Annotated in this window: 21 protein-coding genes; 8 read left to right on the top strand and 13 right to left on the bottom strand. The window is 76.3% G+C overall.

What is annotated here, in order from left to right; translation table 11 throughout:
* Positions 1 to 74: 74 nt before the first annotated feature.
* From GJV82_RS06560 to GJV82_RS06550, 3 genes are all read right to left on the bottom strand, one after another.
* On the bottom strand, positions 75 to 263 hold the full coding sequence (locus GJV82_RS06560) for a hypothetical protein (protein ID WP_155098666.1): 189 nt from the start codon (positions 261 to 263) through the stop codon (positions 75 to 77).
* Positions 264 to 457: 194 nt separating this feature from the next.
* Positions 458 to 664, bottom strand: coding sequence for a hypothetical protein (locus GJV82_RS06555; RefSeq protein WP_024839844.1), 207 nt, complete (start codon positions 662 to 664; stop codon positions 458 to 460).
* 187 nt (positions 665 to 851) lie between these two features.
* Entirely contained in the window at positions 852 to 1,589 is a 738-nt protein-coding gene (locus tag GJV82_RS06550) for an alpha/beta fold hydrolase (RefSeq protein WP_024839843.1), read from the bottom strand.
* A gap of 193 nt (positions 1,590 to 1,782) precedes the next feature.
* On the opposite strand from GJV82_RS06550, the gene GJV82_RS06545 reads away from it, so the two are divergent.
* The gene (locus tag GJV82_RS06545; RefSeq protein WP_318657365.1) at positions 1,783 to 2,625 is read left to right on the top strand and encodes a helix-turn-helix transcriptional regulator; all 843 of its coding nucleotides are present in this window, start codon (positions 1,783 to 1,785) and stop codon (positions 2,623 to 2,625) included.
* Here GJV82_RS06545 and GJV82_RS06540 read toward each other — a convergent pair.
* The 4 genes from GJV82_RS06540 to GJV82_RS06525 form a co-directional block, all read right to left on the bottom strand.
* The gene (locus tag GJV82_RS06540) at positions 2,547 to 3,548 is read right to left on the bottom strand and encodes an alpha/beta fold hydrolase (RefSeq protein WP_024839841.1); all 1,002 of its coding nucleotides are present in this window, start codon (positions 3,546 to 3,548) and stop codon (positions 2,547 to 2,549) included. The genes GJV82_RS06545 and GJV82_RS06540 overlap by 79 nt on opposite strands.
* A gap of 25 nt (positions 3,549 to 3,573) precedes the next feature.
* On the bottom strand, positions 3,574 to 4,305 hold the full coding sequence (locus GJV82_RS06535) for an alpha/beta fold hydrolase (protein WP_024839840.1): 732 nt from the start codon (positions 4,303 to 4,305) through the stop codon (positions 3,574 to 3,576).
* Between the two features lie 99 nt (positions 4,306 to 4,404).
* Positions 4,405 to 4,770: a VOC family protein gene (locus GJV82_RS06530; protein WP_024839839.1), complete on the bottom strand. Its 366-nt coding sequence runs from the start codon at positions 4,768 to 4,770 to the stop codon at positions 4,405 to 4,407.
* Positions 4,771 to 4,845: 75 nt separating this feature from the next.
* A complete protein-coding gene (locus tag GJV82_RS06525; RefSeq protein ID WP_155098664.1) occupies positions 4,846 to 5,550 on the bottom strand; it encodes a TetR/AcrR family transcriptional regulator in 705 nt (234 codons plus the stop codon).
* A 127-nt stretch (positions 5,551 to 5,677) separates the two neighbouring features.
* Between GJV82_RS06525 and GJV82_RS06520 the strand changes: the two genes are divergently transcribed.
* The 6 genes from GJV82_RS06520 (at position 5,678) to GJV82_RS06495 (ending at position 18,050) form a co-directional block, all read left to right on the top strand.
* The gene (locus tag GJV82_RS06520) at positions 5,678 to 8,596 is read left to right on the top strand and encodes an MMPL family transporter (protein ID WP_318657364.1); all 2,919 of its coding nucleotides are present in this window, start codon (positions 5,678 to 5,680) and stop codon (positions 8,594 to 8,596) included.
* Positions 8,593 to 10,911 carry a YhgE/Pip family protein gene (locus GJV82_RS06515; RefSeq protein ID WP_155098662.1) on the top strand — a complete coding sequence of 773 codons (2,319 nt, stop codon included), beginning with the start codon at positions 8,593 to 8,595 and terminating at the stop codon, positions 10,909 to 10,911. Before GJV82_RS06520 ends, GJV82_RS06515 begins: the two co-directional genes overlap by 4 nt.
* A 122-nt stretch (positions 10,912 to 11,033) precedes the next feature.
* Positions 11,034 to 12,959, top strand: coding sequence for an alpha/beta hydrolase domain-containing protein (locus tag GJV82_RS06510; protein WP_155098661.1), 1,926 nt, complete (start codon positions 11,034 to 11,036; stop codon positions 12,957 to 12,959).
* A gap of 195 nt (positions 12,960 to 13,154) precedes the next feature.
* Positions 13,155 to 14,225, top strand: coding sequence for a chymotrypsin family serine protease (locus tag GJV82_RS06505; protein ID WP_155098660.1), 1,071 nt, complete (start codon positions 13,155 to 13,157; stop codon positions 14,223 to 14,225).
* A 79-nt stretch (positions 14,226 to 14,304) separates the two neighbouring features.
* Complete coding sequence (locus GJV82_RS06500) at positions 14,305 to 14,565, top strand: hypothetical protein (protein WP_024839833.1); 261 nt, start codon at positions 14,305 to 14,307, stop codon at positions 14,563 to 14,565.
* Between the two features lie 221 nt (positions 14,566 to 14,786).
* Entirely contained in the window at positions 14,787 to 18,050 is a 3,264-nt protein-coding gene (locus GJV82_RS06495) for a GDSL-type esterase/lipase family protein (RefSeq protein WP_155098659.1), read from the top strand.
* Positions 18,051 to 18,123: 73 nt separating this feature from the next.
* Here the strand turns inward: GJV82_RS06495 and GJV82_RS06490 are convergent, their stop codons facing one another.
* The gene (locus GJV82_RS06490) at positions 18,124 to 18,597 is read right to left on the bottom strand and encodes a GNAT family N-acetyltransferase (protein WP_024839831.1); all 474 of its coding nucleotides are present in this window, start codon (positions 18,595 to 18,597) and stop codon (positions 18,124 to 18,126) included.
* Positions 18,598 to 18,647: 50 nt separating this feature from the next.
* Complete coding sequence (locus GJV82_RS06485) at positions 18,648 to 19,109, bottom strand: DUF1801 domain-containing protein (RefSeq protein WP_024839830.1); 462 nt, start codon at positions 19,107 to 19,109, stop codon at positions 18,648 to 18,650.
* 156 nt (positions 19,110 to 19,265) lie between these two features.
* On the opposite strand from GJV82_RS06485, the gene GJV82_RS06480 reads away from it, so the two are divergent.
* Complete coding sequence (locus GJV82_RS06480) at positions 19,266 to 21,296, top strand: NHL domain-containing thioredoxin family protein (RefSeq protein WP_318657363.1); 2,031 nt, start codon at positions 19,266 to 19,268, stop codon at positions 21,294 to 21,296.
* A 3-nt stretch (positions 21,297 to 21,299) separates the two neighbouring features.
* Here the strand turns inward: GJV82_RS06480 and GJV82_RS06475 are convergent, their stop codons facing one another.
* The 4 genes from GJV82_RS06475 to GJV82_RS06460 form a co-directional block, all read right to left on the bottom strand.
* A complete protein-coding gene (locus GJV82_RS06475) occupies positions 21,300 to 21,764 on the bottom strand; it encodes a PTS sugar transporter subunit IIA (RefSeq protein ID WP_024839828.1) in 465 nt (154 codons plus the stop codon).
* Complete coding sequence (locus GJV82_RS06470; protein ID WP_081772229.1) at positions 21,764 to 22,051, bottom strand: PTS transporter subunit EIIB; 288 nt, start codon at positions 22,049 to 22,051, stop codon at positions 21,764 to 21,766. The genes GJV82_RS06475 and GJV82_RS06470 overlap by 1 nt, the downstream gene beginning before the upstream one ends.
* A gap of 72 nt (positions 22,052 to 22,123) precedes the next feature.
* Positions 22,124 to 22,369, bottom strand: coding sequence for a PTS transporter subunit EIIB (locus GJV82_RS06465; RefSeq protein WP_024839826.1), 246 nt, complete (start codon positions 22,367 to 22,369; stop codon positions 22,124 to 22,126).
* Positions 22,366 to 23,220: a GntR family transcriptional regulator gene (locus GJV82_RS06460; protein WP_115941741.1), complete on the bottom strand. Its 855-nt coding sequence runs from the start codon at positions 23,218 to 23,220 to the stop codon at positions 22,366 to 22,368. Before GJV82_RS06460 ends, GJV82_RS06465 begins: the two co-directional genes overlap by 4 nt.
* Positions 23,221 to 23,291 lie beyond the last annotated feature (71 nt).

Below are 23,291 nucleotides of genomic sequence, written 5' to 3'. Positions count from 1 at the left end.
AGCGCGGACGGCGAGGCCGACGGGTCGGGACGGGCGGCCGATGACGCGACGGCGCGTCCGGCGGGTCCCGTGCGTCAGCGGTGCACGGGGCGGCGCGGGTGGACGTGCCGGTCGTGCACGGCCTTGCCGAGCTCGTAGAACGCGCCCACGAGGATCGCGGTGATGACGAGCGCCCCGAAGATCAGGAACCACTGCGACATGCCGTTCCCGATCCCGGTGATGCCGATCGTCCCGCCGGAGCCGGCAGCGAGCGACGCGAACATGACGACCTCCTCCCGAAGGGCGGACGTGCCCTCTCGTCCGGGGTTCGTCCGCGGGCCCGCCCACGGATGCGCCCGGGCGCGGCGCGGACCCGTCCGCACGACCGCCGTCGGCCCGACGACCGCCGTCGGCCCGACGACCGCCGGCGGCTCGACGACCGCCGCGCCCGCCGTCGGGCGAGCGCCGGCCGCTCCGGTCAGGCGACGGTCGAGGGGACCGGTGCCGCCGCGGCGCGCCAGCGGCGCACGAGGCGGCGGTCGGCGGCACCCCGGGCCGCCGCCCACGCGCAGTGCTGCGTGGTCTCGCGGTGCTCGAGCAGGGCGTCGCGGTCGTGCTCGAGGGCCCACAGCAGGGCGGAGCGCACCTCGGTGCGGGAGGGGGCGGAAGGCAGGGTGTCGTGCATGGTCCGTCTCGTCGTCAATCGGGCTACTACGGTCTGATGACCGCTTCACCCGACAAGACGGCACAAGTCGCCGTTCGTGACGCGGGTTCGGTGACTTTTTCTCGAAGACGGCGTGACGACGGTCGCTCGGGCCCTCGGTCCGTCCCGGTCACGCGGGAGCGGGCGCCCGTCGGGGCACCGCGGTCGGTCAGGAGACGGCGTCGACGAGGACGGCGGCGAGGTCGCGGGGGCGCGAGAACATGGGCCAGTGGCCCGTCGGGAGGTCGACCCACGTGAGGTCGGCGAGGTCGCCGAGCTCGGTGTGCAGCGGCGGGCCGGGGTGGGCGAGCTCGGCGAGCGTCGCGGACGGGATCGAGCAGCAGACCGCCGTGGCGGGCACGCGCAGGCGCTCCGGGTTCGTGACGCGCACCGGTCCGCGCGAGACGGGACCCGGCGTGGGCACCGCACGGTCGCGGAACCGCGCGAGCGCGGCGTCGTCGAGGCCGTCGAGGCTCGACCCGTCGGCGCCGACCTCGTCCCAGCCGGGGAGCGGGAGCTCCGCCGCGTCGGCGGGCAGGTCGGGTGCGAGCGACGCGCCGTCGACGAGGGGGCCCGTGTCGACGTAGACGACGCGCTCGATGCGCCCGGGGTCACGGTCCGCGACCTGCTGCACGACCGGCCCGCCCCCGCTGTGCCCGACGAGCACGACCCGGCCGTCGAGGCCGTCGACGAGCCGTGCGACCGCGTCGACGTGGTCGTCGCGCGTCACGCGGGCGCGGTCCTCGGTGGTCGTGCCCGGCTCCAGGCCCGGGAGTGTCACCGCGTGCGGGACGAGGCCGGCTGCCTCGAGGTGGGGGACGACGTCGTCCCACGCCCAGGCGCCCAGCCAGAAGCCGGGCACGAGGACGACGTGGACGGCCTGCTCCGTGCTCTCGTTCGTGGTCATGCCCCCAGCCTTGCAGGGCATCGGTGACACCGGTCTGTCACCGATGTCAGGCGCGTTCCGACCGCACCTTCGTCCCTGTCGTCCCCTGCCGTCCCTGCCGGGGAGCCGAGCCGGGTCCGTACGCTGGTGCGGCGCACCGTGCCCGGGCGGCGGGCGACGAGCCCGTGGCCCGGCTCGCGACGAGGGGAGGGTCGTGAACAGGACGGAGCGGCTCTACGCCGTGGCCGAGGAGCTGCGCCGTGCGGGCCCGACGGGGACGACCGGCGCCCGGCTCGCCGCCGCGCTGGAGGTGAGCGAGCGCACGATCAAGCGCGACGTCGCGGCGCTCCAGCAGGCCGGGCTGACGGTCTGGGCCCAGCCCGGCCCGGGCGGCGGTTACGTGCTCGACCCGAGCGCGTCGCTCCCGCCGGTGAACTTCACGCCCGGGCAGGCGGTCGCCGTCGCGGTCGCGCTCGCGACGCTCCCGCCCGGCAGCCCGTTCGCCGTCGACGCGCGCGTCGCGCGCGGCAAGGTGTGGGACGCGCTCGCCGCGGGCGACCGGGCGCGGGCGGAGGCGCTCGCCGCGCGCGTCTGGGTCCGCCACGCCACCACGGACGACGCGACCACGGACGACGACGCCACGGACCACGGCGTCCCGGCGGGCGACGGCGCTGCGGGGCGAGGCAGTGCGGACGACGCCGCGGCCGGGCCGGGTCGTGCGGCCGGGGGCGACGTCGTCGGGCGCGCGCGCACGCACCTGGGTGTGCTGCGCGCGGTCGAGCAGTCGCTCGCCGACGCGCGCGTCCTGGACGTCCGGTACCGCGACGGCCGGGGCGACGTCACCGCGCGCCGCGTCGAGCCGGTGCTGCTCGCGCACACCGACGGCCGCTGGTACCTCGTGGCCTGGTGCCGCTCGCGCGAGGCGATCCGCTGGTTCCGGCTCTCGCGCGTCGAGCGTGCGGACCTCACGGCGGAGACCTACGCGCCCCGCCCGGTCGACGACGTGGGGGAGCCGCCGCCGAGCGCGGCGGCCGTGTACGTGCCCGGCTCGGGCTGAGCGTCGCCGCGCGCCGGCCGCACGAGGTCGAGCACCGCCTGCGCGAACGCCTCCGGCGCGTCGGCGGGGAGGTCGTGGCCGGCGTGCGGCACCTGGCGGTGCTCGCGCGGCCCGCCGAAGAACCGCGCCGTGGAGGACCCGTCCGTCGCGGGGAAGTTGCCGTCGGCGAGGCCGTCGAGCGTGACCGCCGGGACGTCGATCCGCGGCAGGTCGGCCAGGCGGCGCTCGACGTCGTCGTACGCCGGGTCGCCCGGCGCGAGCCCGAGCCGGTGGCGGTAGGAGTGGATGACGACGTCGACGTAGTCGGGGTTGTCGAACGCGGCGGCCGCGCGCACGAGCTCCGCGTCGGTGACCGTGCGCTCGGGCGAGTTCCGGGCCCGGATGACGCGCGCGACCTCGGCGCGGTTCTGCGTGAGCCCGCGGCGCCCGCGCTCGGTCGAGAAGTACCAGAAGTACCAGAAGCCGGCCTCGAGGTCGGGGGGCAGCGGGGTTCGCGAGGCGGCGACGTCCTGCACGAGGTAGCCGTTGACGCTCACGAGCCCGGTGACGCGCTCCGGCCAGAGCGCGGCCGCCACGCACGCGGCGCGACCGCCCCAGTCGTAGCCCGCGAGCACCGCGGCGTCGATGCCGAGCGCGTCGAGGAGCGCGACGACGTCGGCGCCGAGCGCGCCCTGCTGGCCCGAGCGCGGCGTGCGCCGGTCGCGGAACGTCGTGGGGCCGTGCCCGCGCAGGTACGGCACGACGACGCGCAGCCCCTGGGCGGCGAGCAGCGGTACCACGTCGACGTAGGAGTGCACGTCGTACGGGTACCCGTGCAGGAGCAGCACGGGCGGCCCGGCGGGGTCGCCCGCCTCGACGTAGCCGACGGTGAGCGGTCCGGCGTCGACCGTCCGGACCGGTCCGAGCGCGGTGGTGGTGATCATGGTCGTCCCCGTCCGTCCCGCGCCGTCACGCCGCGACCGCGCGCGACGACCCGAGCGCGTCGAGCACGGCGCGCGCGACCCGGTCCGGCGCCGAGACGGCGACGGCGTGCGACGCGCCCGGGACCTCGTCGACGCCGCGCGCCCCGGCGCGGCCCGCCATCCAGCGGTGGGCCGCCGCAGGGATGGTGCGGTCCTCGGACCCGAACACGAACCACGACGGCACCGTCTTCCACGCCGGTGTGCCGGCGAGCAGCACCTGGCTCAGCGCGACGTCCGTGACGGGCCGCTGGGTGCGCGCGGCCACGTACGCGGTCTGCTCGTCGACGTCGGCCGCGACCTGCGCGTGGTACGCGTCGGGGCGGACCCACAGGTCGTCGAGGTCGTCGACGAGCGACGTGCGCCCGAGGGCGGCGTCGAGCGTGCTGCCGGGGAACCGGCCGACGAGGTCGACCGCGCTCTCGCCGGTGTCCGGGGCGAGCCCCGCGACGTAGACGATGCCCCGCACGTCCCCGAGCCCCTCGGCGACGGCCTCCGTGGCGACGACGCCGCCGTACGCGTGCGCCGCGAGGACGAGCGGGCGGCCGGAGTCCCCGACCGCGTCGCGCACGTACTGCGCGTCCGTGACGACGCTGCGCAGCGGGTTCGCGAGGGCGAGGGCGTCGACGTCGTGCGCGCGCAGGCGCGCGATGACGCCCGACCAGTGCGCGGAGTCGGTGAACGCGCCGTGCAGGAGCACGACGAGCGGGTTCTCGGGCATGGCAGTCTCCTCGTCGGTCGCGAGGACGCGGCGCGTGCACCGGCGTCCCTGACGAGGGGTCGACCGCCCAGCGGTCCGGCGCGTGACAGCGCCGCGCGGTCAGTCCTCGCGCAGCACGCAGAACTCGTTCCCCTCGACGTCCGCCATGACGACGAACGTGTCCTGCGGGCTCTGCCCCACGTCGACGCGGCGCGCGCCGAGGCCCTCGAGCCGCGCGACGTCGTCCGCCTGCCCGGACGACGCGAAGTCGAGGTGCACGCGGTTCTTCACGGCCTTGCCCTCGGGGACGCGCTGGAAGACGAGGCTCGGCGGCCCGAGGACGGTCTCGCCGTCGCGCGGGAAGAGCACGGACTCGCCGTGCGGTCCGGTCTCGCGCCCGGACCAGCCGAGCGCGGCCTGCCAGAAGTCCGCCACGACGGCGGGGTCGGCGCAGTCGAACACGGCGCCGCTGAAGGTGAGAGTCATGCGGCCAGTGTGACCTGCGCCACTGACAGGGCGGCCGTCGTGGCGTCGGGCGGTCGCGACGTCGGGCGGCCGCGGTCAGGCGGCCGCGGGGTCCGGCTCGACGAGGCGGCCGACGAGCGCCGGGAGCCAGTCGGTCGACTGCGCCCGCAGCACCGCGTCCTCGCCCGCCGGGCCGAGGAACGCGTCGCGCGCGGCGCCCGTGTACGCGCTGATGAGGACGCGCGTCGCGGCGACGGGGTCGATCGCGAACCGCATGCCGACCTGGGTGAGCACGCGCGTGAGGAGGTCCGCGAGCTCGTCGCGGAACGACTCCTCCTGCTCGGCGAACCGCACGGCGACCTGGGGGTCGCGCAGCGCGAGGAGCTCGAGCTCGGCGTTCATGAGGCACCAGCGGCGCTCGTCGCGCGGGTCGGCCATGACGGCCGCGACGATGGCCGCGATCGTGTCGGGGGCGATCACCCCGTCCCGCACCGGGTCGTCCGGGAGGTGCTCGACGGCGACCTCGAGGCTGCGCATCCGGGTGCGGATCTCGCGCTCGGTGAGGGCGAGGAAGAGCTCGTCCTTGGAGTCGAAGTTCGAGTAGAACGCGCCACGCGTGAACCCGGCGGCCTCGCAGACCGCCTCGATCGAGGTGCCGTTGATGCCGTGCTCGGCGAACAGCCCGTAGGCGGCGTCGAGCAGGCGCTCGCGGGTGCGCTCGCGGCGCCGGGAGAGCGGGGGCTCGCTCTCGGTGCCGCGGTCCACGCGGGTCGGGTCGAGGTCCGTCGTCACGCCGGACATGCTCCCACTGTCGGCCGGTGCCGCCCGCACGGCGGCCTTGCGATACACCAGTGTATCCGATACGTTCGCGCATCGGATACAGCGGCGTATCCTAATTCTCGTCCAGCACTCTCCCAGGAGGCCGCCCGTGTCCTCAGCGCTGTACTCGCTCGGCAGGTGGGCGGTCGGGGCGCGCCGCCTGGTGCTCGCCGCCTGGATCGGCGTCCTCGTGCTCGCCGGGGCGCTCGCCGGGCTCGTGGGCCAGGGGCTCGACGACCAGGTCACCATCCCCGGCACGGAGTCCCAGGCCGCGCTCGACCGCCTGGCGACCACGTTCCCGCAGGTCAGCGGCGCGACCGCGCAGGTCGTCGTCGTGGCGCCCGACGGCTCGACCATCGAGGACGACGCCGTCCGCGGGCCCGTCGAGGACGCGGTCGACGCGCTCGGCGCCGTCGACGGCGTCGCCGCCGTCACCTCGCCCTACGACGACACCATGCCCGCGTCCGTCAGCGACGACGACGTCGCGACGCTCATGACGATCCAGCTCGACGAGGGCCAGAGCGAGGTCAGCGACGCCACGAAGGACGCGCTCGACGACGTCGTCGACGACCTCGCCGCCGCGCTGCCCGACGGCGCGCAGGCCTCGCTCGGGGGCCAGCTCTTCAGCACCGAGTTCCCCAGCCTCTCCGTCACCGAGGCGCTCGGCCTCGTCGTCGCGCTCGTCGTCCTCGTCCTCACGTTCGGCTCGTTCGTCGCCGCGGGCATGCCGCTCCTCAACGCCGTCACCGGCGTCGGCGTGACCATGGGCCTGCTGTTCGCCGCGACCGCCGTCGCCCAGATCAACTCGACGACCCCGATGCTCGCCGTCATGCTCGGCCTCGCCGTCGGCATCGACTACGCGCTGTTCATCGTGTCCCGGCACCGCGACGAGCTCGCGAGCGGCCTGCCCGTCCCCGAGGCCGCCGCGCGGTCCGTCGCGACCGCCGGGTCCGCCGTCATCTTCGCCGGCCTCACCGTGATGATCGCGCTCGTCGGCCTCGGCGTCGCCGGCATCCCGTTCCTCACCGTGATGGGCGTCGCCGCCGCCGTCGGCGTCGGGCTCGCCGTCCTCGTCTCGATCACGCTGCTGCCCGCGATGCTGGGGTTCGCGGGCGAGCGCCTCCGCCCGAAGGCTCCGCGTCGCCGTCGGGGGCGCCGCCGCTCGGGCGGCCGGTCGGGGACGACGGGGCGAGGCGCTCGCCGAGCGGCGGGGGCGGACCCGGAGGCGACCACGGCGCCCGACGCGACCACGGCGGCCGAGCCCGCTGCGGCTGAGCCGAGCGCGCCCGTGGAGCACCACAACCGGTTCTTCGCCGGGTGGGTGCGGACCGTGACGCGGGTGCCGCTGCTGACGATCGGGATCGTCGTCGCGGCGATCGTGCTGCTGACGCTGCCGGCGCGGGACCTCCAGCTCGCGCTGCCCGACGCGGGCACGCTGCCGGAGGACAACCAGGCGCGCGTCACGTACGACCTGGTGTCGGAGCACTTCGGGCCGGGGTTCAACGGTCCGCTCATCGTGACGGGCACGATCGTCACGTCGACGGACCCGCTCGGCCTGATGGACGACCTGGGCGACGAGATCGCGACGCTGCCCGGCGTCGCGGACGTGCCGCTCTCGACGCCCAACCCGACGGCGGACACGGGCATCGTGCAGGTCGTGCCCACGGGGGCGCCCGACTCCGAGGAGACGAAGGACCTCGTGAACGAGCTCCGGGCGCTGCACGACCACTTCCTCGACGAGTACGGCGTCGACCTGTCCGTCACGGGGTTCACGGCCGTCGGGATCGACGTGTCGGCGAAGCTGGGGGCGGCGCTGCTGCCGTTCGCGTTCGTCGTCGTGGGCCTGTCGCTCGTGCTCCTGACGATGGTGTTCCGGTCGATCGCGGTGCCGGTCAAGGCGACGCTCGGGTACCTGTTCTCGGTGGGCGCGGCGTTCGGCGTCGTGACGCTCGTGTTCGAGGACGGCGTGCTCGCCGACGCGCTCAACGTCACGCGGCTCGGCCCGGTGATCAGCTTCATGCCGATCGTGCTCATGGGCGTGCTGTTCGGCCTCGCGATGGACTACGAGGTGTTCCTCGTCGCGCGCATCCGCGAGGACTACGTGCACTCGGGCCGGGCGCGGCGCTCGATCTCGACGGGCTTCCAGGCGTCGGCGAAGGTCGTCACCGCGGCCGCGGTCATCATGTTCGCCGTGTTCGTGGCGTTCGTGCCCGAGGGCGACATGAGCCTCAAGCCGATCGCGCTCGGGCTGGCCGTCGGCGTGCTCGTCGACGCGTTCGTGGTGCGCATGACGCTCGTGCCGGCGGTGCTCGCGCTGCTCGGGGAGCGGGCGTGGTGGATGCCGCGCTGGCTCGACCGGGTGCTGCCGTCCTTCGACGTCGAGGGCGAGGGCCTGTCGAGGGAGATCGCGCTCGCCGACTGGCCGGAGCCGGGGAGCACGGACGCCGTCGTCGCGCACGGTCTCGTCGTCGCGGGGGCGCACGGCCCGCTCGCGGAGCCGGTCACGGTCCGCGTGCCCGACGGCGGTGCGCTCGTCGTGCACGGCACGTCGCCCGCGGCGGTGTCCGGGGTGGTGCTCGCGCTCGGGGGGCGGCTCAAGCCCGCCGGGGGCGCGCTCAAGGTGACGGGCCTCGTGCTGCCCGAGCGCGCGGGCAGCGTGCGGCGCCGGGTCGCGCTCGTCGACCTCGCGGCCGACGTCGCCGCGCTGCCGGGCGACGCGCCCGCGCCCGCGGCGCACCGCGTGCCCGCCGCGGCCGCGGTCGACGCTGTGCTGCGCGAGTCCCCGCGGCTCCTCGTCGTGGTCGGCACGGACGCGGTGACCGCGCCGGCGGAGCGCGGGGCGCTCGCGGCGTCGCTCGCGCGTGCCGTGGGGGGCGGGACGGCGGTCGTGCTCGGCGCCGTCGGCCCGGCCCCGACCGACCTGGCCCCACCGGGGACGCCGGTGCTGGACCTGCACGACCCCGACCCCGCCCACACGGTGCCCGCCGCGCCCGTCGTCGGCCCGCGCACCGAGGAGGTGCCCGCATGAGCGTCTTCCCGCCCGAGCCGGCGCAGGCCGAGCCCGCCGTCCCGGACGCACCCGCGGCGGGCGCGCGCCGCGTCGACGCGCGCCGCGCGTGGACCGTGGCCGCCGCCGTCGTCCTGCCGCTCGCCGTGCTCGGGCTGCTGCTGGGGGCGCTGTGGGACCCGCAGGAGCGCCTCGACACCGTGCAGGCCGCGGTCGTCAACCTCGACGAGCCCGTCGAGGTCGACGGCCAGACCGTGCCGCTCGGGCGCCAGCTCACCGCGGGGCTCGTCAGCGGCGGGGCGTCGTCCACGGACACCGGCCCGGTCGCGGTGCAGCCCGCGCCGGGGACGACCAACTACGACTGGGTCATCACCGACGCCGAGGACGCGGCGTCCGGCCTCGCCGACGGCACGTACGCGGCGGTCGTGACCATCCCGGAGGACTTCTCGGCCGCCGCGACGTCGTTCAGCGGCGACGCGGCGGACGCGACGCAGGCGACGCTCTCCGTCGAGACCGCGCCCGGTGGCCGCGTCGTGGACGAGGCCCTCGCGCGGATCGTCACGACGACCGCGACGACCGTGCTCGGCACGACCCTCACCGAGAACTACGTCGACGGCGTCCTCGTCGGCTTCACGACCCTCCACGACCAGCTCGGGGACGCCGCCGATGGCGCGGGCCAGCTCGCCGACGGTGCGTCCCGGGCGAGCTACGGCGCCACGCAGCTCGCGTCGGGCGCTGACGACCTCGCGACCGGCGCGGGCGAGCTCGCGTCGGGCGTGGGCGAGCTCGGGGACGGGGCCGACCGGCTCGCGTCCGGGGCGGGCGACCTCGCGACCGGGGCGCAGGGCGTCGCCTCCGGGTCGCGCCAGGTCGCGGACGGCGTCGCGCGGTCGGCGTCCGGGGCGGGCTCGCTCGCGACGGGAGCTCAGGGTCTGGCGGACGGCGTGGCGAGCCTGTCGACGGGCGCGGCCGGGCTCGCGAGCGGGCTCGGGACGCTCGACGCGTCGATCACCGCCGTCCCGCTGCCCGGCGGCGGCTCGACGTCGCTCCCCGCGTTCGCGACGCGGGTCTCGACGGGCGCGCGGGGCGTCGCCGACGGCCTCGCCCAGGTCGTCGCGGGGATCGAGCGGCAGCGGGTCGACGCCGGTTGCGTGACGGACCCGGCGACGCCCACGTGCGCCGCGCTCGACGAGCAGCTCGCCGCGCTGCGACCCCTCGCCGTCGGCGCGGCGGAGGTCGCGGTCGGCAGCGCCGCGCTCGCCGGGCAGCCGTCCGGCGCGGACGGGCCGAGCGGGCTCTACGCGCTCGCGGCCGGGGTCGACCAGGCGGCGCAGGGCGCGCAGGCGCTCGCGTCCGGGGCGGCGCAGGCGTCGACCGGCGCGACGGGCGTCGCGGGCGGCTCCGCCGACCTCGCGTCCGGGCTCGGGCAGCTCGCGACGGGCGCGGACCAGGTGGCCGACGGCGCCGCGCAGCTCGCGGGCGGTGCGGGCGAGCTCTCGTCGGGCGCGTCCGGCCTCGCGACCGGGGTCGGGGCGCTCGGCACGGGCGCGGCCGGCCTCGCGACCGGGACGGAGGAGCTCGCGACGGGCGCGGGCGACCTCGCGGGCGGCGTCGGGCAGCTCGCCGACGGCACGACCGAGCTCGCGCAGGGCCTGGGCGAGGCGGTCGAGCAGGTGCCGTCGTACACCGACGCGGAGCGCGAGAACCTCTCGACCGTCGTCGCGGACCCCGTGGCCGCGCCGGGCGTCGACGACCTGGGCACCGGCTCGACCGGCCCGCTGTTCGCCGTGCTCGCCCTGTGGCTCGGGGCGCTCGCGCTCTTCGTCGCGTTCCCGCCCGTGCCCGCCACGCTCCTCGGCTCCACGCGCAGCGCGGGCCGGCTCGCCCTCGCGGCGCTCGCGCTGCCCGCGGGTGTCGCGGCCGTCACGGGCCTCGTGGTCGGGGGCGTCCTCGCGGCGGTCGAGGGGGCGAGCCTCGGCGGGTGGCTCGCGCTGCTGGGCGTGGGGGCGCTCGCGTCGGTGGTGTTCGTGGCGCTCAACCAGGCGCTCGCGGCGCTCCTCGGGAACGTGGGGCGCGCGCTCTCGCTGCTCGTCGCGGTGCTGCTCGTCGCCACCGGGATCGTGGCGACCGTCCCCGCCGCGCTCACGAGCCTGCGCGACGCGCTGCCCGTGGGCTCGGCGCTGCGCGTCCTCACGGCGGTCGTCGACCCGGGCGCGGCGGGCGGGGCGGGCGACGTCGTGGCGCTCGTGCTGTGGGGCCTCGCGTCCGCCGCGGTGACGACGCTCGTCGTGGCGCGGCGGCGGTCGGTGCGGGTGGAGCAGCTCCTGCGCGCGTGAGGTCTCGGCGGCTTCTGTCGGTCCGGCGACACAACCTGGACGCCTGTCGACGAAAGCCCGGTCGCGACCGTAGTCTGCTGGGCGAGCCCGACGACGAGGTCGGGTCCGACGAAGGAGATGTCATGCCCGCACCCCCCGTCCGACGCCCGCTCGCCCTCGCCGTGACCGGAGCGCTGCTCCTGGCCGGCGCCACCACCGTCGCGCCCGCGCACGCGGCGGTGCCCGACCCCACGGTGACCGGCCCGGTCCCCGTGACCTCGCCGCTCGGCGACCCCGCGCACGGCTACCCGTTCCTCGCGACGGACTACGACCTGACGTCGCGCGGCTACGTCGAGGAGGAGTTCTTCGTCGAGGGCCAGGCGACGCGCTACCAGGCCGACGGCGTAACCGACGCGACGGTGCTCAGCACCGGTCACGACTACCGCACGCGCATCGTTGTGCGCCGACCCGTGGACCCCGCCGCGTTCAACGGGACCGTGATCGCCGAGTGGTACAACGTCTCGAACCAGTGGGACCAGGAGGTCGACTGGTTCCAGACGCACGAGCACCTCGTGCGCGGCGGCTACGCGTGGGTCGGCGTCTCGGCCCAGGTCGCCGGCGTCCACTCCGCGACGGGCCTGCGCGCGTGGAGCCCCGACCGCTACGGCACGCTCGACCTCACCGACGGCGGCGCCGTCACCGACGACACGCTGTCCTGGGACGTGTTCAGCCAGGCGGTCGCCGCGGTGCGCGACCCCGTGGGCGTCGCGCCGCTCGGCCCGCTCGACGCCGAGCGCGTCGTGGCCACCGGGCACTCGCAGTCCGCCGGCCGGCTGTGGTCGTACGTGAACTCGGTCGACCCGCTCGCCGGCGTGGTCGACGCGGTCGTGCTGCACGGCGGTGGCGGTCTGGTCCGCGACGACATCGACACCCCGGTCTTCAAGATCAACAGCGAGACCGACGTCGCGATCGACCTGCTCGGCGCCGCGCAGCGCCAGCCGGACTCGGAGCTCCTGCGGACCTGGGAGGTCGCGGGCGCGTCGCACGGCGACTGGAAGCTCATCACCGACTACGGGCGCCTGCGCCTGCGCGACGTCGGCAGCGCGCCGGGCGGCTACCCGGGCACGCCGCAGACGTGCGAGCAGCCGTCGGGGTCCCGCGTGCCGCAGCACATGGTCCAGGGGGCGGTCTACGACCACGTCGCCGCGTGGGTGGCGGACGGCACCGCGCCCCCGTCGGCCGCGCCGATCGAGCTCACCGACAACCCCCGCACGGTCGTGCGCGACGAGCGCGGCCTCGGCCAGGGCGGGATCCGGCTCGCCCAGCAGGACGTGCCGACGCGGATCAACTCCGGCGCCAACGCGGGCCCCGGCTTCTGCTTCCTCGACGGCGGGTCCACGCCGGTCGACGACGCGACGCTCGCCGCGTGGTACCCCGACGCCGAGGCGTACCGGGACGCGGTCGTCGCCGCGACGCGGGCCGCGGTCGAGGTCGGGCTCGTGATCCCCGAGCCCGCCGCCGACCCGTCGTGGTACACGGACGTCGCCGACCTGGTGGCCGAGCGCGTCGCCGCCGGGACCGTCGACGGCGCCGTCGGCGCGGAGATCCAGGACCTCGTGCTGCAGGCGCTCGAGGCCGCGGACCGCGGCGACTGGGCGACCGCGGACGCCCGGGTCGTGCAGGCGCAGGACCTCGGGCGGGAGCAGGTCGACGACGCGGGCGCGTCCGCCACCGTCGTCCGCGCCACCGAGGCCGTGCGCGGGATCATCGCGTACACCGCGGGCGGCGACGACGTCGACCTCGCCACGCAGGTCGTCGCGCGCTGCCTCGCCGGGACCGCCTACGTCGCGGTCCGGGCGACGAACGAGGACACGGTGCGGGTGGACGTCACGCTGAGCACGCCGTTCGGGGAGCGGACCGTCGAGGGCGTGCGGCCGGGTGCGTCCGCCTACCAGTCGTTCTCGTCGCGGTCGGCGACGCTCGACGCGGGCAGCGCCCGGGTGTCGGCGTCCGCAGGCGGGCGCACGGCCGCCGTCGACGTGGCGTACGAGACGGTGGACTGCTCCTGAGCCGACCGGCCCGCGCGCGGCGACGCCGCCGCGCGCGGGTCGTCGCGCGGGTCGCCGGGGAGTCGTACGACGCGCTCGGGCCCGGTCGCCGGAGGACGGCGCGTCGCGGTGCGCGTGTGGGCGGCTGCCGTCAGACTCGCTCGGCAGGACGCGGACGGCGGGCAGCCGTCCGTCGGGCGAGGGGACGGTGCACCGATGGACCAGCAGAAGGCGCGGGAGATCAAGTCGCAGCTCGCGGACTACGCGCGCGAGCTCGCGGAGCGCTCGGGCGTCGCGATCGAGGCGCACGACGTGCCCGACCTCGCCGAGGCGGTGCGCGCCCCGACGCTCGCGATCGGCCTCGCCCCGCGCGACGACGGCGGGTACGCGATCGCGGTCCGGTACCGGCTCGGGGTGCCGGCGGCCCGCAGCATCGCGCGCAAGGTCGCGTCGGAGGCGGGGGACACGGTCGACGTGCGCCGCACGGGCCGGATCCGGCCGCTCGCCGCGGACCCGGGGCCGGGGGGCGTGGGCACGGACCGGCCGGGGGTGCGCCCGCCGGTCGTCACCGCGTACGCCACCGGTGAGACGGGACGTGTGCGGCCGCTGCGGCCGGGAGTCTCGGTCGCGCACGTCGACGTCACGGCGGGGACGCTCGGGGCGTTCGTGCGCGTCGCGCAGCCCCCGGTCGCCGGCGCGGACGCGGCGTCGGTCTACGCGCTGTCCAACTGGCACGTGCTCGCCGGGTCGACGTCCGCCCGGGTGGGCGACGTCGTCGTGCAGCCCGGCCCCGCCGACGGCGGCGGCGCGCCCGACGACCGCGTCGGGACGCTCGCCGCGCTCGTGCCGCTGGAGGCGGGTGTCACGCAGACCGTGGACGCGGCCGTCGCGCTGCTCGACGACCCGGACGTGGACCTCGAGTACCCCGTCGGGCGCGTCACGCGCACGGCCGCGGCGCTGGGCGCCGAGGCGGTCGGCAAGTCCGGGCGCACCACGGGGGTCACGGCGGGCCGCGTGACGGCGATCGAGCTCGACGACGTCGTCGTCGGGTACGGCGGCGGCCTGGGCGCGCTGCGCTTCGACGACCAGATCGAGGTCGAGTCCACGGGGGACGGGCCGTTCTCGCGCGGCGGGGACTCGGGGTCGCTCGTGTACCGCGAGGACGGCGTCGCGATCGGCCTGCTGTTCGCGGGCTCGGAGACGGGCGGCGCGAACGGCACGGGGCTGACGTACTGCAACCCGGTCGGGACCGTGCTCGAGCGCCTCGGCGCGACCCTGCTCGACTGAGCTGCCGCGAGGGTCGGGACCCTCGGCCCTGCCGCATCGGGCGCGGCAGGCGCACAATGGGTGTCGGGAGGTGGTTGCCGTGGCGACCCTCGAACGAGCGCGTGAGGCCAAGGCCGCGCTCCGCGACGAGCTCGCGGGCCTCGACGGCGTGACCGGCGTCGGGATCGCGCGCGCCCACATGGCCGGTGCGCCCCAGCGCGGCGACCGGCCGCAGCGCACCGTCGACGACTGGCTCCTGCGCGTCAACGTGACGTCCGACGACGTCGAGGTCCCGGACACCGTCGACGGCGTCGACGTGGAGGTCCGCGTGGTCGGGGACATCACCGCGTCCCGCGTCTGAGCCCCCGCACCGGAGCTCGCACCCTCTCCTGACACATCCCTGCGCCCGCGCGTCGCGCGGCGTGCACGCTGCGACCTGCGCGCCGGCCCGCCTAAGCATCTGTTGTCAGATGTCTGATGTCTTGCTAGCGTCCGGCCTCAGCACATCCGTTCCCCGCACGACGTCGTGCCCGGCCGAGGAGCGGCACGTGCCGAGACCCGTCCGTGCGTGAAGGAGCGCAGATGCGTAGACGTCCCGTCCTGTCCCTCGCCGTCGGCCTGAGCCTGGTGGCGGCCGGAGCCCTCGTCCCCACCGCAGCCTCGGGCCTGCCCACCGCCCCGAGCGGTGTCGCGACCGCGGCGTTCGACCCCCAGCCCGCGCCCCGACAGCTGTACGGCTACTCCCTCCTCGGCGCCGACCGCGAGTTCGACGGCACCGCCGGCTACCCCCGCAACACCGACGTCGGCTACCTCGACGACGTCACGGAGGGTGCGCTGAGCGTGCGGTTCGCGACGTCGTCCCCGGCCGCGCAGACCCTGTTCTCCCTGAGCGACGCGACGACCGACGACACGTGGGCAGCGCTCGGCGTCGCCGACGGCGCCGTGACGTGGACGGTCGTCGTGGACGGGCAGGTGCGCGCCGACGTGCGGGCCCCGGTGCCCGCGACGGACGGCGTCCCGCACACCGTGTCCGTCGGCGTCTCCGCCGGGTTCACGCAGGTCTCGTTCGACGGCTTCCCGGCGCTGCTCACCACGTCCGACGCGTTCCTCGCGACCGTCCCCGACCCCACCGCGGTGACGTTCGGCGCCCGCGCCACGTCGGCGGGCACGACCGCCGCGCTCACGGGCACGATCGACCGCGTCACCGTGCACGACCGCGTGCTCGGCCTGACCGACCTCGCGAGCGCGTCGGTCATGCGCGTGCCCACCGTGCGCGCCGACGCGACGGACGTCCGCGCGCGCCTCGACGTCCCCGCGGCGCAGGCCCGCGAGACGTGGGTCTTCACGGGCGACTCCATCACGCACGGCGCTGCGCACACGCGCGGTTACCGCTCGTGGAGCCAGCAGGTCGAGGAGCGCGTGCGCTGGGAGCTGCGCCGCTTCGGCGACCAGACCGTCAACACCGCGATCTCGGGCGACACCGCCGCCGGGATCCTCGCCACGTGGGACGAGCGCGTCGCGACCCACGACCCGACGGTCGTCGTGACGATGGTCGGCATGAACGACGTCGTCCTGCTCGGCGGGGCGGCCGGGCTCGAGACCTTCCGCGCCCAGGTGACCGAGATCGTCGAGCGTACGCGCGCGCTCGGCGCCGTGCCCGTGCTCGCGACGTCGCAGCCCGTCCGGGGCGGCGGCGCCGGCACGAACCGCGCCACCTACCCGCAGTACGTCCAGGTGGTCCGCGAGGTCGCGGCCGCCCAGGACACCGTGCTCGTCGACAACTACGCGCGCTGGATGCTCGAGCACGACGGCAACCCGCCGAGCACCCTGTGGTCCGACGACATCCACCCCGGCCCGCAGGGGCACCTCGCGTTCGCGCAGACCTTCCTCGAGGACCTCGGGGCGTGGGACGGCTCGACGGGCGTCGGCGCGCTCCGGCTGCCCACGACCGGCCAGATCCAGCAGGCGACCACGCCGCTCGGCACCGCGACCCAGGCGTGGGGCTTCACGCACGTGCCGTCGTCGTTCGACGGGACGCGCGTCGTGGACCGCTCCGCCGACCTCGCGACCCTGCGCGGTCTCGACGAGGGCACGCTCCTCGTCCGGTTCGCGGCCCAGCCCGGCAACGGCGGCACGCTCCTGTCGATGTCCGACACCTCGGCCCCCGCGGCGAGCCCGACGGCGCTCACCGTCGCGCTGCGCGACGGCCGCCTCGAGTACGCCGTCACGCGCGGCGGCACCGACCTCGTGCGCACCAGGACGACCACGCGGTTCGACGACGGCCAGCAGCACGTCGTCGCGGTCGCCGTCGGGCAGGGGGTCGTCACGACGTACGTCGACGGCTCGCCCGTCGTCGTCGCGCCCGGCCGCGCATTCGTCGCGGACGTCGCGCCCGACGCGCTCACCGTCGCGGGGACGCGCACGGCCGCCGGCGTCTCCGACCGGTTCACCGGCACGATCACGCGGACCTGGGCCATGCGCGAGCGGCTCACCCCGCTGCGGCTCAACCTCGACCCGAACGCCGTCGTGCTGCCCGACTACGCCGCGGTGCGCGGCGTGCTCTCGCGCGGGGACCGCGACGCGTCGCGCCCGTGGCTGTTCGCGGGCGACTCGATCACGCACGGCGCCCTGCACACGAACGGGTGGCGCTCGTGGACGCAGCACGTGGAGGAGCGCGTGCGCTGGGAGCGCAACTACCGCCACGACTACCTCATCACCACGGCCACGTCCGGGGCGAAGGTCGCGGACCTCGTCGCCGACTACGAGGGCCGCATCGGCCGGCACGACGCCGCCGTCGTCACGATCATGATCGGGATGAACGACTCGCCGGCCGGGGCCGCCGGGCTCCCCGCGTTCCGGCAGAACCTCACGACGCTCGTGGAGCGGGTCCGCGCCGACGGCGGGGTCCCTGTCCTCGCGACGTCGCAGCCGGTGGTGTCGCGCGCGTGGTACCCCGAGTACGTCCAGGCGGTGCGCGACGTCGCGGCAGCCCAGCGGGTGTTCGTCGTGGACAACTACGCCGACTGGCTCGTCGAGGACCAGGGCGAGGTGCCGACGTCGCAGCTCAACGACGCGATCCACCCGAACGCCCAGGGGCACGTCGAGTTCGCGCGTACGTTCCTCGACGGGTTCGGCGTGTGGGACCCGGGCTCGGCGCTCGCGACGGTCTCGACCGTGCGGAACAGCACGCTCGGGCTCGCGGTCGCCGCGGGCGGCGAGGTCGCACCGGGCGGGACGGTCGCCGTGACCGCGACCGCGACCGTCGGGGCGGAGGCAGCGCGCGACGTCGTCCTCGCACTCGTGCCGCCCGCGGGCACGACCCTCGCCGCGGCACCCGTCGCGAGCACGGGCACGGTCCGGCTCGGGACGGACGGCGCCTACCGCGTCGTCCTGCCGGCCTCGACCCCCGCCGGGACGGTCGTCACCGTGACGGCGCAGGTCGCCGTGCCCGGCGACGTCGCCGCCGGGACGGCGCTGCGCACCCGCCTCGAGGGCGCGCTCACCAACACGGCCGCCCGCCCGACGACGGCCGTCGCCACGACCGTCGTCACCGCCCCGGCCGGTCCGGCCGTCACGGCGCGCGCCGAGGTGCGCTGCCTGGCGGGCAAGGCGTACGTCGCGGTCGCGGCGACCAACGACGACGACGCCCCCGTCGACGTCCGCGTCGTCACCCCGTTCGGCACGCGCGACTACACCGGCGTGCAGCCGGGCGGCTCGGCGTACCAGTCGTTCGCCGTCCGGTCCGCCAGCGTCGCGGCGGGCGAGGCGACGGTCGACGCCGCGCGCACGGGCACCGACGGCACCGGGACGGTCGTCGCCGCCTGGGACGACCGCACCTGCGGGTGACACGTGGGCGGGGGCACGCGCACCGCGTGCCCCCGCCCCCCGCCGGGGACCTCGCGGCCGGGGCCGCGCCGGGTCACCCGGCGAGGCGGAAGACCTGCTCCTCGACGTCGGCACCCACCCCGGGCGCGTAGGACGTCTCGCGGCCGACCTCGACGAACCCGGCCCGGCGCAGCACCGTGGCCGAGCCGACGTTGTGGGCGGCGACCCGCGCCACGAGCGGCCGCTCGCGTTCGACCTCGAGGAACGCCGTCAGCGCGGCCGAGGCGATCCCGCGCCCCCAGCGGTCGGGGTCGACCCAGTACGTCACCTCGCGCTCGCCGTCCATGGTGAAGCTCCCGACCGTCGCCACGAACGTCCCCGCGTGCTCGACGGCCAGGACGGTGCACGACGGGTCGCTGCGGATGCGCGCGTAGTGCTCGTCGAACGCCGCCCGGTCCGACGGGTCGGACCGCGTGAACGCCGCGAGCGCGACCGCGGCCGGGTCCTGCTCCCACGTGAAGAGGCGGTCCAGGTCGTCGTCGACGAGACCGCGGAGTCGGATATCCATGCGGCGGACGCTAGCGCCGGCGTCCCACACGCCGCCCGGGCTGCGGGCGTCTACGAGGCCGCGCGCTCGACGAGCCGGGCGAGCCGCTCCCAGGCGTCGTCGTCCAGGGCGGTGAGGGCGTACGCGGTCGGCCACAGCCCGGAGTCGTCGTCGAGGTGCGCGTCGGCGCTGAACCCGAACGTCGAGTAGCGCTCCTTGTCCATCCGGCCGCTGCGGAAGAAGCACACGACCTTCCCCTTGCGCGCCCACGCCGGCTGCCCGTAGTACAGCCTCGGCGCCAGGTCCGGCGCGACGCGCGCGACGAGCGCGCGGACCCGCTCCGCGAGCGCGCGGTCCTCCTCGGGCATCTCCGCGATCCTGGCCAGCACGTCCGCCTCGTCGGCGGCCGCCTTGTTCCCCCGCCCGGTCTTCGCCTGCTTCCTCAGCTCGCTCGCGCGCTCCTGCATCGCGGCGCGCTCCTGCTCGGAGAACCCCGCCCCGGCCGTGCTCCTGCGGTCGGACGTCGTCGCCATCGTGCTCGCCTCCCGTGGTCCTGTGGTTGCCTTCTCGACGGTAGCCAGACCGTCGCGCGCCGGCTTCTCGGATCCTGACCTCTCCCGGCGCGCGGGGCCGTCGGCGCCGACCGCTCCTCGACGCACGACCCTGGCGCCGTCCCGCAGAATGGGCCGGTGAGCACCTCCCGAACCCCGCGCGTCCGTGCGTCCGAGCTCGTCGGCCGTGGCTGGCTCAACACCGGCGGCCGCGACCTGACCCTCGCCGACCTGCGCGGCAAGGCCGTGATCCTCGACTTCTGGACCTTCTGCTGCGTCAACTGCCTGCACGTGCTCGACGAGATGCGCGAGCTCGAGGAGAGGTACCGCGACGTGCTCGTCGTCGTGGGCGTGCACTCGCCGAAGTTCGAGCACGAGGCGGACCCGGTGGCGCTCGCGGCGGCCGTCGAGCGGTACGAGGTGCACCACCCGGTGCTCGACGACCCGGAGCTCGTCACGTGGTCCGCGTACGCGGCGCGCGCGTGGCCGACGCTCGTCGTCATCGACCCCGAGGGCTACGTCGTGGCGCAGATGGCGGGGGAGGGGCACGCGTCCGCGATCGCCGCCCTCGTCGAGGAGCTCGTCGCGGAGCACGACGCGAAGGGCACGCTGCACCGGGGCGACGGCCCGTACGTGCCGCCCGCGCCGTCGTCGGGCATGCTGCGCTTCCCCGCGAAGGCGGTCGAGCTGCCCGGCGGCAACCTCCTCGTCGCGGACCCCGGGCACCACGCCCTCGCCGAGCTCGGGCCCGACGGCGAGACCCTCGTCCGGCGCATCGGGTCCGGCGAGCGCGGGCTCGCCGACGGCGGCCCCGAGGACGCGCGGTTCGCCGAGCCCAACGGGCTGTGCCTCGTCCCGGACGAGCTGCGGCCGTCGCTCGGCTACGACGTGCTCGTCGCCGACACGGCCAACCACGCGCTGCGCGGGGTGCGGCTCTCGGACGGGCACGTGACGACGGTCGCGGGCACGGGCGACCAGTTCATGGTCGGCGGGGTCGAGAACGTCGTGCTGCGGGACGTGAGGGACGGCGCGCTCGTCGTCACCGGCCACGACGCGGCCGCCCCGGGCGGGCGGTACCCGGCGCTCGACGTGCGGCTCTCGTCGCCGTGGGACGTCGCGTGGTCCCCGGACCTCGCGGCGTTCGTCGTCGCGATGGCGGGGAACCACACGCTGTGGGCGTTCGACGGCGAGCAGGGCTCGATGACCCACCTCGCGGGGACGATGAACGAGGGCCTGGAGGACGGGCCGGGGGAGTCGGCGTGGTTCGCGCAGCCCTCCGGCCTGGCCGTCGCGACCGACGGCGCGATCTGGGTCGCGGACGCCGAGACGTCGGCGCTGCGCCGCGTGACCCCGGTGGACGGTGCGGCCGTCGAGGTGCGGACCGCCGTCGGGCAGGGGCTGTTCGACTTCGGCCACCGCGACGGCCCGGCCGAGCAGGCGCTCATGCAGCACCCGCTCGGCGTCGCGACGCTCCCGGACGGGAGCGTCGTCGTCGCCGACACCTACGACGGCGCGCTCCGGCGGTTCGTGCCCGCTGACGGGGACGCCGGGAGCGTCGGGGACGACACCTCGGGGACGCGGATCGCCGGCGAGGTCACGACCCTGGCGACGGGCCTCGCCGAGCCGAGCGGCGTCGTCGTGCAGGCGGGGGAGGGGCCGGACGGCGAGCCGCAGGTCCACCTGCTCGTCGTGGAGTCCGCGGCGCACCGCCTCACGCGCGTCGCGCTGCCCGCGTCGCTCGCGGGCGAGGTGCTCGACGGCGGCGCGCACCGCACGCAGCGGCCCGTCACGGAGATCGGGGCCGGGCCGCTGTGGCTCGACGTCCCGTTCGTCCCGGCGCCGGGGCAGAAGCTCGACGACCGGTTCGGGCCCTCGACGGAGCTGCGCGTCAGCGCGACGCCGCCCGAGCTCCTCCTGTCCGGGGGCGGCGCGGGGGTCGAGCTCGGCCGTGACCTCGTCATCAACCCCGAGGTCCGCGAGGGCGTCCTGCACGTGACCGCGCGCGCGGCGTCGTGCGATGTCGTCCCGCTCGGCCCCGACGGCGAGCCCGACCCGGACGTGTTCCCCGCGTGCCACCTCGCGCAGCAGGACTGGGGCGTGCCGGTCCGGGTCGTCGACCGCGGCGAGCCCGGGGACGTCCCCGCGCTCACGCTCCCGCTGCGAGGCTGACCGTCAGCCCCAGGTGAGCAGCTCCTCGCCGTGCGCGGCCCACGCGCCGACCTCGGCGAGCGACGTCACGTCGTCCGGCGCGGCCTCGAGCGCGACGACCGGGCACACGGCCGACCGCCCGCCGTCGCGCACCGCCCTCGGGTCCCACGAGACGAGCACGGCGCCGCGCTCCACGTGGTCGCCCTGCGCGACGTGCGTCGTGAAGCCCTCGCCGCCGAGCTGCACGGTGTTGATCCCGAGGTGCACGAGCACGGCGCGCCCGTCGTCGTGCTGGACGACGAACGCGTGCGGGTGCAGCTTGACGACCGTGCCGGTGATCGGCGCGACGGCCTCGCCGCCCTGCGCGTCGTCCGGCTCGACGGCGAGGCCGGGCCCGACGAGGCCGGCGGAGAACACGGGGTCGTCGACGTCGCGGACGTCGACGACGGTGCCCGTCACGGGCACGAGCACCGTGAGCGGCGCGGCCATCAGCGCAGGTCCTCGATGTCGGAGGCGATGTTGTCGGCGTCCGGCCCCACGATCACCTGGATCGCGGCGCCCGACCGCACGACGGCGACCGCGCCGGCCGCGGTGAGGGCGGCGTCGTCGACGAGGGCCGGGTCCTCGACCTCGACGCGCAGGCGCGTGATGCACGCCTCCAGGTCGACGACGTTCTCGTCGCCGCCGAGGCCTCGGAGGATCTGCTCTGCCTTGCTCACGGGTGCTCCTCGTGGTCCGGTCCCGGCCGGTGCCGGGTCAGGTGTGCCGACCGGCAGCCGTGCCGGTCGGGGTGCGCGGTGCGCGGGTCGGGGTGCCGCCGGTCGGCGGCGGGGTGGTGCGGCGGTGCGTCACATGAGGTCGGCGAGGTCGGACGCGATCGTGTCGACCTGCGGGCCGACGACGACTTGCACCACCCGGCCGTTGACCATGACCCCGAACGCCCCGGCGCGGCGCAGCAGCGCGGCGTCGACGAGCGCGGGGTCCTTGACGAGCGATCTCAGCCGCGTGGTGCACGGGTCGATCTCGTCGATGTTCGCGACCCCGCCGAGCCCGGCCAGGATCGTCGCGGCGCGCTCCGCGTCGGACTGTGTCATCGGTCGTTCCCTTCGGTCGCCCGTGCCGGGACGGGCACGGGGGCGAGGTGGTCGGTCGGCGCGGTCTCGGGGGTGTGCGCGGCGGTCGCGGGGGTCGGGTCGCTCGCGGCGGCGCGCGGCACGAGCGTGGGGCGGGCCTCGCGCAGCGGCACGAACACGCTGTACCGGTCGCCGCGGTAGCTCGACCGGGAGTACATGAGCGGCGCGTCGCCCGCGAACGTGCGGCGCACGGTGCGCATGACGGCGCGCGACGCGCGCAGGTCGAGCAGCTTGAGCTCCTGGACCGTCGCGTCCGACGCCGTGATGGTGTCCTCGCCCCAGGTCGGCGCCAGCCCGCGCTCGCGCAGCGCCCCGTACAGGCTCTCGGGCACGCCGTCGTCGAGCAGGTCGGGCGCGAGGTCGACGGGGATCCACGCCTCCTCGACGCTCATGGGCGAGCCGTCGGCCGTGCGCAGCCGCACCACGTGGTGCATGGGGTCGCCCGTGGCGCGGCCGAGCGACTCGGCGACCGACGCGGGCGCCGGCACGGTGCCGGCCTCCAGGACCTCCGCGCCCGGCTCCATGCCGCGGCGGCGGGCCTCCTCGCCGAACGTCGTCAGGCGCATCTCGAAGTCCGCGCGCGGCGGCGCGACGAAGGTGCCCCGCCCCTGCGCGCGCTCGAGCAGGCCCTCGGTGACGAGCGCGTCGATCGCCTGGCGCACGGTCATGCGCGAGACGCCGAACTTCTCGGTGAGGCTGCGCTCGGACGGGACCGCGTCGCCCACGGACAGCTCGCTCGCCACGAGGTCGGCGAGGTACGCGCGCACCGTGAGGTACTTGTGCTCGCTCGCCCGGGATCGTGACCTGCTCATCGTCGTGCCGCGTCCTCGTCCTGTCGTCGGTCCTGTGGTCGTGCCCGGCCGTCGTCGGCCGCCCTGCTCCG

This window comes from Cellulosimicrobium composti (genome assembly GCF_009711085.1).
In the GTDB taxonomy this organism is placed as follows: Bacteria; Actinomycetota; Actinomycetes; order Actinomycetales; family Cellulomonadaceae; genus Cellulosimicrobium; species Cellulosimicrobium composti.
This window is presented reverse-complemented; position numbering and strand designations above follow the sequence as displayed.